Here is a 13,831-nt window from a genome sequence, read left to right on the forward strand (position 1 = left end):
TTACTCACCGAGCGGATACCTTTTACGATAAACCTCATATAACAAGAGGCTACAGGCAACCGATGCGTTTAAAGATGATACCTTTCCTTTCATTGGAAGACTAACCGTCCAATCACATTTTTCGCGTACTAATCGACTCATACCTTTTCCTTCATTACCTATTACTAATGCAATTGATATAGCTCCATCTAACTTTCGATAGTCTTCTGTTGCATCCGCTTCCGTTCCAACTACCCAAACATTTCGTTGTTTTAATTCATCAATCGTAGTCCCTATATTTGTCACTCTTGCAACTGGTATGTGTTCTAATGCCCCGACTGCTGTTTTAGCTACTGTTGCCGTTAAGCCAACTGATCGCCGTTTTGGAATAATCACACCGTGCGCACCTGTAGCATCTGCCGTTCGAAGAATAGACCCTAAATTATGCGGGTCTTCTAATTCATCTAAAATAATAAAAAATGGTTCCTCTTCATTCAAAGCAGCTTTAGCAAATAAGTCATCAATAGTTGCGTATTGATAAGATGCAACGTAAGCAACTACACCTTGATGATTTCCATCACTCAATCGATCAATTTTTGTCTTGGGTACTTTTTGCACAATTGTACCTGCGGATTTCCCTAGTTGTACAAGCTTTCGTTGAACATTCGGATTTAACTGTTCTGATAATAGTACCTTGTTAACCGATCTACCAGATTTCAATGCTTCAATTACTGGATTTTTCCCTATGATGATTTCTTGTTCCACTAGATTTCCCCTCCTTACTTAAACTTTTGTTGCCTTTTATGCCGTAAGAAATTCAATAGCCCAATTCATTAGGTCTGTCAGTCTTTCTTCATTTTTAGATAAATAATGAAAACCGATGAGCGCTTCAAACGCCGTACTATAACGATAGGTTTGTACACTTGTATTTTTAGGGACGGAGCCGGATTTTGCATTTCGCCCTCTAGCAACAATCCGCTCCTCCTCTTCAGAAAGCAACTCTTGTTCTAACCAATATAAAATCACTTTTGCTTGAGCTTTTGCAGACACAAATGTAATGGCATGACGATGTAATTGATTTGGTTTTACCTGTCCTGTTTTTAGTAAGTGCTCTCGTACAAACACCTCATAGACAGCATCGCCCATATAGGCAAGTGCTAAACTTTTCATCTGTTTAACGTCTGAATCCATCCGTCAACCTCTTTTCCAACGCACGCCTTGTGGAGTATCTTCTAAAATAATATTTTGATCTTTCAGCATATCTCGAATCTCATCTGCACGTGCAAAGTTGCGATTTTTCCTAGCTTCATTACGTTCTTCAATTAAAGCCTCGATATCATCGTCTAGTAATTCATTTTCATGTTCAATCGTTATACCTAGAATTCCTAGTAATTTAATAATTGCCTCTTGAAATTTATCTATTACCTCTGTTGATGTATGATTGGATTGTAAATACAGATTAGCTTCTTTAGCAAGGTCAAATAAAACCGAGATTGAATTTGCAGTATTAAAATCATCATCCATTTCTTCTTGAAATCGTTGTAGATAATATTCAATAGATTTCAACCATTCGTCATTATCATTTGATAAATTGGTACTAGCATTTTTTCGATGTTCCAAGTTAAAGTATGCCGTCTTTATACGCTCCAAGCTATTTTGAGTAGATTGCAATAGTTCTTCTGTAAAATTTATGGGATGACGATACTGAACACTGAGCATAAAGAAACGAATTACTTGAGGGTCATGTTTTTTTAATAGATCTCTTGTTAAAACAAAATTACCAAGGGATTTGGACATTTTTTCATTATCAATATTAATATACCCATTATGCATCCAATAGTTTGCAAAAGTCTTGCCATTATTTGCTTCTGATTGAGCAATTTCATTTTCATGATGTGGGAATGTTAAATCCTGTCCACCGGCATGAATATCTATTGTCTCTCCTAAATATTTTTTAGCCATTGCAGAGCATTCAATATGCCAACCTGGGCGTCCTTGTCCCCACGGTGCATCCCACGCAATTTCTCCCTCTTTTGCCGCTTTCCATAATGCAAAATCTAATGGGTCATCTTTCTTTTCTCCGATTTGGATGCGTGCACCTGAACGTAATTCATCGATTGATTGGTGTGATAACTTTCCATATCCGTCAAAGGCACGAGGTCTAAAGTAAACATCACCATCTGCTTCATAAGCAAATCCTTTTTCTATAAGTTCTTGAATAAATGCAATAATTTCATCCATCGTATTAGTTACACGAGGATTAAATGTTGCCTTTTTAACACCTAAAGCACTAACATCTTCTAAATACGCATCGATGAAACGGTTAGCTACTTCAGAAACGTCTTCTCCTAATTCATTAGCTGCCTTAATAATCTTATCATCCACATCTGTAAAATTAAGAACATAATCTACCGTATACCCTTTATATTCGAAGTATCTTCTTACTGTATCAAATACAATAGCAGGTCTAGCATTCCCAATATGAATAAAGTTATAAACAGTTGGGCCACACACATACATCCTTACCTTACCATCTTCTATTGGTTTAAACGTTTCTTTTTCACGAGTTAATGTATTATAAATGGTTATCGACATTTTGTTCCCCTTCCTTTAAACGTTGAATTTCTTTTCTTAGTTCATCAATTTCTTTTTGTAATTTAGAACATCTATCATCAATAGGATCAGGTATCTTATGATGATCAAGGTCCCTTCTTACCTTTTCTCCATTTTGCACAACTACTTTCCCCGGTATTCCAACAACTGTTGAATTATCAGGAACATCTTTTAATACTACAGAACCTGCACCAACCTTTGCATTTTTCCCTATAGTAATAGAGCCAAGAACCTTTGCTCCTGAGGCAATAAGTGCATTATCTTCAACCGTAGGATGTCGCTTTCCTTTTTCTTTTCCTGTACCACCTAAAGTTACTCCTTGAAAGATCGTAACATTATCACCAATCTCACAAGTTTCTCCTATTACGACCCCCATACCATGGTCTATAAATAGTCGATTTCCAATCTTGGCACCAGGATGAATCTCAATTCCTGTAAAAAAGCGACTAATTTGTGAAATGGAACGAGCTAAGAAAAATAACTTGCGCTTATAAAATGCGTGTGCCATTCGATGTGCCCAAACTGCGTGCAAACCCGAATATGTTAAAAACACTTCAAAATAAGTACGAGCAGCAGGATCCTGTTCAAAAACAACATCCATATCCTCTTTCATACGTTTAAAAACTCCCATATTATTACCTCCTTTTGCTGAAAAGCACGGTGTTTTTGGCAAAGAAATTTCACTAGAGACAAAAAAAGTCTCTGTGTAATATATACACAGAGACGCTAGTGCGCGGTTCCACTCTGTTTGAAGCCCATAATGATAATAGACTTCCAACTCTTGTTCTGATAACGGCAGAACTTAACCGCTGTTATGTACTAATTAAAATCAATCATGTTCCATAACAGACTCCAAGGGGCACTTCAAAATAGGGTCCTCAAAATCACTTTCAGCCGGTGGTGATTCTCTCTGTCTGAGCATAGCCTATTTTTACTTTCCCTTTTCAACGATCCCATATTGATACTATTACTATATTATATTTTTACCCCAATGTGAATTATTAGGCATCTAGTTCTTTTAAAACTTTATCTAAACGTTTTAAGATGATTTCCTTCCCTAACAACTCAATGGCAAAAGGAAGTTCTGGCCCATGCGTTTGTCCAGTTGTAGCTACACGTATTGGCATAAACAATTTCTTTCCACGATGACCTGTTTCCTTTTGTGTTGCTTTTATCTGGGCTTTGATGGTGTCTTTATTATAGTCATCTAAGTGAATTAGTCTATCGGTAAATACTTGTAATACTTCCGGAACTTGCTCACCTTCTAATACTTCTTTAGCTGCTTCATCATAATGAATGTCTTCATTGAAGAATAAATCTGTTAACTCAACAATTTCCTGACCATAACGCAATTGTTCATGGTAAAGAGCAATAACATTCTCAGCCCACTGTCTTGTTTCATCATCCATATTTTGAGATAGTCGACCAGCTTCAATTAAATGTGGTAATGCAAGGTCAATTACTTTTTCTAAATTAGAAGACTTGATATATGCATTGTTCATCCACTTTAGCTTTTGTGCATCAAAAATCGCTGGTGACGTAGAAAGACGTTCAGGATCAAAGATTTTAATCAATGTTTCTTGATCAAAAATCTCTTCTTCCCCAACCGGAGACCAACCGAGCAACGTAATAAAGTTAAATAACGCCTCTGGTAAATATCCTAAATTATGATACTGCTCAATAAATTGTAAAATATGTTGATCTCGTTTACTTAGCTTTTTACGTTCTTCATTTAAAATTAATGTCATATGACCGAATGTTGGTGGTGTCCAATCAAATGCATCATAAATCATCATCTGCTTTGGTGTATTAGATATATGTTCTTCTCCACGCAATACATGGGAAATTTTCATCAGATGGTCATCAATAGCTACCGCAAAATTATAAGTTGGAATCCCGTTTTGCTTAACAATTACCCAATCTCCAAAATCACTCGATTCAAATGTAATATCTCCACGAACAATATCATTAAAGACATAGGTAATATTATCAGGAACACGAAAACGAATACTTGGTTTACGTCCTTCTACCTCAAAAGCAGCTATTTGATCCTCTGTTAAATCACGATGTGCTCCAGAATATCGAGGAGTTTGTCCATTTGCCAATTGCTCTTCACGTTCTTTTTCCAATTCTTCCGATGTCATATAACATTTATAAGCTAAACCACGTTCAAGTAGCTCATCTATGTATTTTTGATAAATATCTAACCGTTCCATTTGACGATATGGACCAAAATCTCCTCCGACATCAGCACCTTCATCCCAATCGATTCCTAGCCATTTTAGAAATTTCAACTGGCTTTCTTCTCCACCTTCAACATTTCGCTTATCATCTGTATCCTCAATACGAATAATAAACTTTCCATCAAAGTGCTTTGCATATAAATAATTAAAAAGTGCCGTACGCGCATTACCAATATGTAAATGACCTGTTGGACTTGGTGCATAACGAACACGAACATCATTACTCATTTTAATCCTTCCTTTCAAGAAGATCTTCTAGTACTTTTCACGTAAAGTAAAAAGCGATAACATCATATGTTATCACTTTTATATCATCTTTAGTTATACCCTTTTTATAATGCTTTTTCAAGTAATTTTGGTTTTGCAAAAATCATACGTCCAGCAGAAGTTTGTAAGACACTAGTTATAAGTACTTCAATCGTTTTACCAATATAATTTCTGCCTTCTTCTACAACAATCATTGTACCGTCATCCAAATAAGCAATACCCTGATTCTGCTCTTTACCATCTTTAATGACTTGCACCATTAATTCTTCACCTGGCAACACAACAGGTTTTACAGCATTTGCTAAATCATTAATATTTAATACTGGTACCCCTTGTAAATCACAAACTTTATTTAAGTTAAAATCATTTGTGACAACAATCCCATCAATTACTTTCGCTAGTTTAATTAACTTACTATCAACTTCAGAGATTTCCTCAAAATCGCCTTCGTAAATTTCTACTTTAACTGGAAGTTCCTTTTGAATGCGATTCAAAACGTCTAAACCTCTTCGCCCTCTATTTCTTTTGAGCACGTCAGAGGAATCTGCAATATGCTGTAATTCCCCAAGCACAAACTGTGGAATAATGATTGTACCTTCTAAAAAATTAGTTTGACATATATCAGCAATTCTACCATCTATTATCACACTTGTATCTAAGATTTTTGCCTTTGGAGTTTCGCGATCAGCTACTGTATTTTCTTCTGCAGATACCCGTTTTTTCTCACTCTTTTTATTGATATTTAAGAGGCTAACGAATTCTTCACGGCGTCTAAAACCAACCTGAAATCCTAGATATCCTAATAAAATAGTAACGAATAAAGGAATTACCTGTGAAACTAGTTCAATATTAATGTATTGCAAAGGAATGTTAGCAAAATAAGCAATAACTAACCCAATAATTAGTCCTAAACTACCAAAAAACAAATCACCTACCGGAACTTTAACAAGTCCCTCTTCAATCCACCTTAGAAAATCAACTATATAATCTACTATCAAATACGAAATTAAAAATAATATAATTGCACCCAAAACCAACCCTAAATATGGTGATGCCACCCAATCTGCATCAGTAAAGTCTAAAAATCGTATTATACTTGGTATATATAAATACCCAATGGTACCTCCTGAAATGATAAAAAATAGATGTACAATCTTTTTTAGCACCACTGTCACCTCCTATCCATTATTATTACCTATTACCATGAATAATAACCATTATTTTCAAATTAAACTATAATACATTCTAAATGATAGCATAGCAAAAGAAAACATTCAAATAAGCAAAAGAAAAATTTTATCATAACGGATATCATAAGTCAAACTAAATCCCTTAGGTTTCGACAATTATTTTACCGAGCAAGTCCAACTTCTAATGCTTCTTGTACTGAATTTACTCCAATAACTTCTATGTTCTTTGGATAAGTCCATCCATCTAGATTTTTTTGTGGACAGATTACTCGTTTAAATCCTAATTTCGCAGCTTCTTGTACTCGTTGTTCAATTCTTGAAACCCTTCTTATTTCACCAGTTAGTCCAACCTCTCCAATAAATATATCTTCAGGTCTTGTTGGTTGGTCACGAAAGCTTGATGTAATACTTATAGCAATTGCTAGGTCAATTGCAGGTTCATCCAATTTGACACCACCAGCTACTTTAATATATGCATCTTGGTTTTGGAGCATTAGCCCAACCCTTTTTTCAAGAACAGCCATTAATAATGGAACACGGTTATGATCAATGCCTGTAGCCATTCTTCTCGGATTTCCAAATGCTGAAGGTGATATTAATGCTTGTATTTCTACTAATACAGGTCTTGTCCCTTCCATTGAAGCAACTATAGTTGACCCAGCGGCACCTTGTGAACGCTCTTCCAAAAATATCTCAGAAGGATTTAATACTTCTCTTAACCCCTCTTCTTTCATTTCGAATATTCCCATTTCATTCGTACTTCCAAAACGGTTTTTCACACTACGAAGTATTCGAAACGTATGATGCCTTTCCCCTTCAAAGTAGAGTACGGCATCTACCATATGTTCTAATAAACGCGGACCAGCAATCGCCCCTTCTTTTGTCACATGACCAACGATAAATATAGGAACACCACTTGTTTTCGCAATTCGCATTAATTCACTAGTAGATTCACGCACTTGAGATACACTTCCAGGTGCACTTGTTACTTCCTCACGATATATAGTTTGAATAGAGTCAATAACAACAAAAGCAGGTTTAATTTGATCAATTTGACTAGCTATATTTAATAGATTTGTTTCGGATAATACATATAATAAGTCAGCAGTAATTCCTAAACGATCCGCACGTAATTTGGTTTGCCTTGTTGATTCTTCTCCAGAAATATATAATACAGGCATTTCTTTATCAGCTAGTTGTGCCGAAACTTGTAGTAGTAAGGTAGACTTACCAATCCCAGGATCTCCACCAATTAAGACAAGGGACCCTGCAACAATTCCCCCTCCAAGTACACGATTAAATTCTTTCAAGTTTGTTGTCACGCGTGGTTCTTTTTGTGATTTTATTGATGATATTTTTTCTGGCTTTCCATTTGAGGAACTTACACCACTAAAGGTATGCCTGTTTTTAGTACTTGTAGCTTCTATTTCTTCTACTAATGTATTCCAATTATTGCAACCAGGACATTTTCCCATCCATTTAGCGGATTCATAGCCACAGTCCTGACAGACAAACTTTGTCTTTCTTTTTGCCAAAATTAATCGATCCCTTCTTATATTTATTATATACGTTTGTTATAACACAAAGGTTACAAAACTCTATCATTTAATAAAAGATTTTCCTAATTTATGCCACAGAAAATTCCTAGAAAAGTTTAAAAATAGAATAAAGAGGATATAGAGGGTAACTTAGAGGGTAATCCATTCTCATTTTATCATGAATTAAGGTGGTTAACTATTAGAACGTATAAAAATAAAGCAGCTAGATATCATCATCCAGCTGCTTACGTGCTATATTCTTACGGTAGAATAATAAACTCACCTTTATTGTTGAGACCTATTTTAACCTTCTCACCAGTTTTAATAGAGCCTTTTAATAGTTCTTCAGAAAGTAAATCTTCTATATTTTTTTGGATAGAGCGACGTAATGGTCTAGCACCATATTCAGGATCAAAACCTTCTTTTGCTATTTTCTCTACTGCTTTATCCGTAAGTGTAAAATCAATTTCTTGTTCTTTCAATCGCTTCTGTAACTGTTTAATAAGTAGCACTACAATATCTTTCATATGCTCTCTCTCTAATGAATGGAAGACAATTGTTTCATCAATACGATTCAAGAACTCTGGTCGAAAAGCTTTCTTTAATTCATCCATAACCTTAGACTTCATATCATTATATTCTCTGCCTTCTTCTTCTAAATTAAAGCCAACATATTTATTACGTTTCAATTCACTAGCTCCAACATTAGAAGTCATAATAAGCACGGTGTTGCGGAAATCAACCACTCTACCTTTAGAATCGGTTAGACGACCATCTTCTAACACTTGTAGTAAAATATTGAATACTTCAGGGTGAGCTTTTTCCACTTCATCTAATAACACAACAGAATATGGTTTTCTACGTACTTTTTCCGTTAATTGACCGCCCTCTTCATACCCAACGTAACCTGGAGGAGAACCAACAAGTCGAGATGTCGCATGTTTTTCCATGTATTCAGACATGTCAATTCGAATCATTGCATCTTCATCAGCAAACATAGCCTCTGCAAGAGCTCTAGCTAACTCTGTTTTTCCGACCCCTGTTGGTCCAAGGAAAATAAATGAACCAATTGGACGTTTTGGATCTTTTAACCCTGCTCTTGCACGTCTTATTGCTTTTGAAACGGCTTTAACAGCTTCTGCCTGGCCAATTACTCGATTATGGAGAACTTCTTCCATATTTAATAAACGATCGCTTTCGTCTTTAGTTAGTTTAGCTACAGGAACACCAGTCCAAGTTGAAACAACTTCTGCAATGTCTTCCACAGTTACTTGTGAATCTTCTTGACCCTGTTTTTCTTTCCACTCTTTTTTCGTTGTTTCTAGTTCTTCTCTTAGGCGTTGTTCTGAATCTCTTAAGGATGCCGCTTTTTCAAATTCCTGACTTTGAACGGCTGCATCTTTTTCTTTTCTAACTTCTTCTAACTTTTGCTCAAGTTCTTTTAAGTTAGGTGGAACAGTGTACGAACGGAGACGTACTTTAGAACCAGCTTCATCAATTAGGTCAATTGCTTTATCCGGTAAGAATCGGTCGGTAATATAACGATCGGATAAATTCGCAGCGGCCTCTATTGCTTCATCCGTAATAGTTACTCGATGGTGTGCTTCATAGCGATCTCTTAATCCAGCTAAAATCTGCATGGTTTCGTCAACAGATGGTTCATCTACCTGAATAGGTTGGAACCGTCTCTCTAGAGCTGCATCTTTTTCTATATATTTTCTATATTCATCGAGAGTTGTTGCACCAATACATTGTAATTCTCCTCTTGCTAAGGAAGGTTTTAAAATATTGGAAGCATCTATTGCACCTTCAGCTCCACCTGCACCAATTAAGGTGTGTAATTCATCGATGAATAAAATTATATTTCCCGCTTGTCGTATTTCTTCCATAACCTTTTTTAAACGGTCTTCAAATTCACCACGATATTTAGTTCCAGCCACAACCGTTCCCATATCAAGGGTCATGACACGTTTATCACGCAACGTTTCTGGCACTTCGTTATTTACAACCTGTTGTGCTAAACCTTCTGCAACTGCAGTTTTACCTACACCAGGCTCACCTATGAGCACTGGGTTATTTTTCGTACGACGGCTCAGAACTTGAATGACACGCTCAATCTCTTTGCTACGGCCTATTACTGGGTCCACATTTCCATCTTTAGCACTTGCTGTTAAGTCACGAGCTAATGAATCAAGGGTTGGAGTGTTTGCATTTGATGCTTGACCTCGACCTTGTCTACCCGCCTGCGATTCATTGCTACCTAATAGCTGTAATACTTGTTGTCTTGCTTTATTTAAACTAACACCAAGATTATTTAAAACACGTGCGGCAACTCCTTCTCCTTCTCGAATGAGACCTAGGAGAATATGTTCTGTACCTACATAAGAATGACCTAATTTTCTAGCCTCATCTTGAGAAAGTTCTACCACCTTTTTAGCACGAGGTGTGTAATGAATCGTTTGCATTGGTTGCTTACCAACACCAATTAGTTTTTCAACTTCTTCCTGAATTTTTTCAACTTCTAACCCTAGGGATTCTAATGCTTTTGCAGCAATACCTCCCCCTTCTCGTACTAATCCTAATAGGATATGTTCTGTACCAATATTGTTATGTCCTAATCTGACGGCTTCTTCCTGAGAAAGTGCCAATACTTTTTGTGCTCTTTCGGTAAAACGTCCAAACATCATATTCGTTTCCTCCTACCTATTCCTCTAATTGCAACCTCTCCCTAATAAGGGTAGCTCGTAGAACATCACGTTCACTCGCTGTTAAAGTTTTCTTTGCATAATGTTGTAAGAATCCTGGTTGAGTTAACACCGTTAATTCATTAAGTATATTACGAGATAGATCTTTTATGATACCTAAATCAATACCTAATCGAACATTTGATAAACACATGGCAGCCTCTTTGGATTCGATAATTCTACTATATTTTAATGAACCTAAAGAACGATAAATTCGATCCTCTAATTCAGTTCCAGATTGCTCCATTAACCGTGTTCTTGCTCTTCGCTCATGTTCAATTAATTGTTGAACAACACTTTGTAAGTCTTCAATGATATCTTCTTCTGTTTTTCCTAATGTAATTTGATTTGAAATTTGAAAAAGATTCCCTACTGCTTCACTACCTTCCCCATAAATCCCTCTAACTACCAATCCAAGCTGATTAATGGCAGGCATCATGCGATTAATTTGCTTTGTCATCGCCAATGCTGGGAGATGCATCATAACAGATGCTCTCATACCTGTTCCTACGTTTGTAGGACAACTCGTTAAAAATCCTCTTGTTTCATCAAATGCATAGTTCACCTTTTCTTCTAACCAATCATCTAACTCAAATGCTTTATTTAATGCTTTAGTTAGTTGTAGGCCTGGAAAATAAAGCTGTATACGTATATGGTCTTCTTCATTAATCATGACAGAGACTTGTTCATTATTGGATATCATGGATGCAGAGGTTCCGTCATTTTGAGCCAGTAATGGGCTGATTAAATGTTTTTCAACCAATACTCTTTTTTCGATTGAAGATAAATCTCTAATGGAGATAAACTCAAAATTTTTATAGTCTTGAAAAGAAAGATGTTCAAACTCTTGTTGTAGGAATTCCCTTATCTTTTCTAGGTCATGCTGGTTTGCGATTATTGGGAATGGTATATCAGCAAAATTACGTGCAAGTCGAATGCGACTACTTAAAACAATATCGCTATCTGGACCATTCTCTCGCATCCAGGGACTAATTGCTTCATTCATAAAATGTTCTAGTGTCATGACTGATCACCATCCTGCTTGTTTCGAATATCCATCTCCAATTCCCTTATTTTATCTCTGACCGTTGCTGCCTTTTCAAATTCTTCATTTACAATTAATTCTTGTAGTTCAGATTTATAGCTCTCAATCTGCTTCTTTATATGCAAATCCCCACCTTTTCGTTTGGGAATTTTGCCTCGGTGTTTCGTATTACCACTATGAACACGACGAAATATAGGGTCTAAATGAGATGAAAAAGTATGATAACATTCCGCACAACCAAATTTACCTACTCGTTTAAATTCAGAAAAAGTCATTTCACATCTAGCGCATTGTAATTCTTTAACTTGTTGGAATTGCGAATCCTTTTTTTGAGTACCAATATGATTTGAATCAAAATTAAACAATCCAGAGAGTAAATTGTGTAGAGAATATCCATCTTCCGGATACGTCATATATCCTTTTTCTTTGGCACATACCTCACAAAGTTGAATTTCTGTTTTGTTTCCATTAATGACTTGTGTGAAGTGAAGTGTTGCAGGGCGTTTATGGCATTCCTGACATTCCACGGTTTTTCCCCCTTCTTCCATAAGTTAAACATTTATTTGTGCAAAAAAATTACTATTTATTAATATATTTTAACGTAGTAAGCATTGTAGTTAAAATTCGAGCACGTATTTCATCTCTTATAGGTAAGTTTAAGGCTAATATCTCTCTATTCATTGCACTAGCCATAATTTTTGCTTCTCTTTCAGTAATGATATCTTCCTCCAGCAGTCTTTCTAGAATATCAATTGCTGCTTGTTGAGTAACCGTAGGATTGATAAGTTTTATAATATCATCTATTAGATCAGATCGGTCCTGATGCTCAATACGAATAATTCGGATATATCCTCCACCACCACGTTTACTTTCAACAATATACCCTTTTTCCATCGTAAATCGTGTATTAATTACATAATTAATCTGCGAAGGTACACACTGAAATCTATTTGCAATTTCACTTCTCTTTATTTCTATTGCGTTTTGTCCTTTTGAACTCAAAATACTTTTTAGATATTGTTCTATAACATCGGATATATTGCTCATTGTATTCCCTCCCTCTTTAAACAAATAATTTAAGTTGGGTTATATTAGTCGTTATTGACTTTGACTATCTTTGACTTTATTAATATTATACTGCAATTAATTTCAGATGCAACTAATATCCTGTCCCTTTTATTTTAGACAAAAATATCTAAATCAAAACTTAATAGGTAATAAATCTATAAGTAAAAACCGTACAAAGCATGTACGGTCATAGAAAGTGTATATTAGGTTCTTTCGTTAACATTTTTTACCGATTCTATATTTGATAATTCTTCAAATAATGTTATACGATCAATATTGTCATTTCTTTCAATCTTTATATAAATACTACGTAAATTATTTTCGACTTTCACAATTTCTACTTTTTTAATAATCAACGTATACTTTTCAAATATAGACACAATATGATTAACCGGTAAATTAGGTAAGGCAATAATCTCAATAATCTGGGACCTGTGCCCCTTCTTAAACAGCTTTTCAAAGTTATTTAGAAATACTAGACTTAATAAAATTACTAATGTTGTAAAAACAGCTGTAGCATACATACCCGCACCTACAACAAGCCCTAACCCCGCAACTGCCCATATAGATGCTGCCGTTGTTAAACCACGAATCGTTCCTCCATAGACAATAATGGTTCCAGCTCCTAAAAAACCGATTCCACTTATTACGTACGATGGAATTCTTGCTGGATCAAACCTCACATTATCGTATTTTTCTATAAACGCTTCAAACCCATAGGTTGATAAAAGCATCATAAGACAAGAACCAATACCTACTAAGATATGTGTTCTAAATCCAGCAGAGTGATTTTTCAACTCTTTTTCAAATCCAATTAACCCTGAAAGTACTAACGCAACTAATATTCGAACAACAAAAAGAAGAAAGTGTTCACCAAAAAGTTCTTCTATATATGCTACCATAACCACTCCCCCTTCATTAAATTATACTATAGTTTTAAATATTAAGAAGATAATTTAATGAATTTAAGATAGGATACTTGATCAAATAGTAGATAACTTTAAGATATAAAAAAAAGACTAAGATACAGTATTTGTATCTTAGTCTTTTTAGCCTGGCGGCGTCCTACTCTTGCAGGGGCAAAGCCCCAACTACCATCGGCGCTGAGAAGCTTAACTTCTGTGTTCGGCATGGGAACAGGTGT

General features: G+C 35.5%; 12 protein-coding genes, 1 rRNA gene and 1 other annotated feature. All 13 genes read right to left on the reverse strand.

Annotated elements, in window-relative coordinates:
• Entirely contained in the window at positions 1-744 is a 744-nt protein-coding gene (gene rlmB / locus BUB12_RS08585; RefSeq protein ID WP_072890047.1) for a 23S rRNA (guanosine(2251)-2'-O)-methyltransferase RlmB, read from the reverse strand.
• Positions 745-780: 36 nt separating this feature from the next.
• Entirely contained in the window at positions 781-1,170 is a 390-nt protein-coding gene (locus tag BUB12_RS08590; protein WP_072890049.1) for a Mini-ribonuclease 3, read from the reverse strand.
• A gap of 3 nt (positions 1,171-1,173) precedes the next feature.
• On the reverse strand, positions 1,174-2,574 hold the full coding sequence (cysS, locus tag BUB12_RS08595) for a cysteine--tRNA ligase (protein WP_072890051.1): 1,401 nt from the start codon (positions 2,572-2,574) through the stop codon (positions 1,174-1,176).
• Positions 2,555-3,223 (reverse strand): serine O-acetyltransferase EpsC, encoded by a 669-nt coding sequence (epsC, locus tag BUB12_RS08600; protein WP_072890053.1) that lies wholly within the window; start codon positions 3,221-3,223, stop codon positions 2,555-2,557. The genes cysS and epsC overlap by 20 nt, the downstream gene beginning before the upstream one ends.
• 85 nt (positions 3,224-3,308) lie before the next feature.
• Positions 3,309-3,549 (reverse strand) — a binding site (T-box leader).
• A 44-nt stretch (positions 3,550-3,593) separates the two neighbouring features.
• A complete protein-coding gene (gltX, locus tag BUB12_RS08605; protein ID WP_072890055.1) occupies positions 3,594-5,063 on the reverse strand; it encodes a glutamate--tRNA ligase in 1,470 nt (489 codons plus the stop codon).
• A gap of 104 nt (positions 5,064-5,167) precedes the next feature.
• Entirely contained in the window at positions 5,168-6,268 is a 1,101-nt protein-coding gene (locus BUB12_RS08610) for a PIN/TRAM domain-containing protein (protein WP_072890057.1), read from the reverse strand.
• Positions 6,269-6,453: 185 nt separating this feature from the next.
• A complete protein-coding gene (gene radA / locus BUB12_RS08615) occupies positions 6,454-7,827 on the reverse strand; it encodes a DNA repair protein RadA (RefSeq protein ID WP_072890059.1) in 1,374 nt (457 codons plus the stop codon).
• Between the two features lie 263 nt (positions 7,828-8,090).
• On the reverse strand, positions 8,091-10,517 hold the full coding sequence (gene clpC / locus BUB12_RS08620) for an ATP-dependent protease ATP-binding subunit ClpC (protein ID WP_072890061.1): 2,427 nt from the start codon (positions 10,515-10,517) through the stop codon (positions 8,091-8,093).
• Positions 10,518-10,533: 16 nt separating this feature from the next.
• Positions 10,534-11,598: a protein-arginine kinase McsB gene (locus tag BUB12_RS08625; protein ID WP_072890063.1), complete on the reverse strand. Its 1,065-nt coding sequence runs from the start codon at positions 11,596-11,598 to the stop codon at positions 10,534-10,536.
• Positions 11,595-12,146, reverse strand: coding sequence for a protein-arginine kinase activator protein McsA (locus BUB12_RS08630; protein ID WP_072890064.1), 552 nt, complete (start codon positions 12,144-12,146; stop codon positions 11,595-11,597). The genes BUB12_RS08625 and BUB12_RS08630 overlap by 4 nt, the downstream gene beginning before the upstream one ends.
• A gap of 52 nt (positions 12,147-12,198) precedes the next feature.
• On the reverse strand, positions 12,199-12,666 hold the full coding sequence (locus BUB12_RS08635; RefSeq protein WP_072890066.1) for a CtsR family transcriptional regulator: 468 nt from the start codon (positions 12,664-12,666) through the stop codon (positions 12,199-12,201).
• Between the two features lie 224 nt (positions 12,667-12,890).
• Positions 12,891-13,589, reverse strand: a complete 699-nt coding sequence (locus BUB12_RS08640) for an MgtC/SapB family protein (protein ID WP_072890067.1) — start codon at positions 13,587-13,589, stop codon at positions 12,891-12,893.
• A gap of 150 nt (positions 13,590-13,739) precedes the next feature.
• Positions 13,740-13,831 (reverse strand): 5S ribosomal RNA (rrf, locus tag BUB12_RS08645); the annotation flags it as partial.

The sequence above is a fragment of the Ornithinibacillus halophilus genome, assembly GCF_900129485.1.
Classification (GTDB): Bacteria; Bacillota; Bacilli; order Bacillales; family Amphibacillaceae; genus Ornithinibacillus; species Ornithinibacillus halophilus.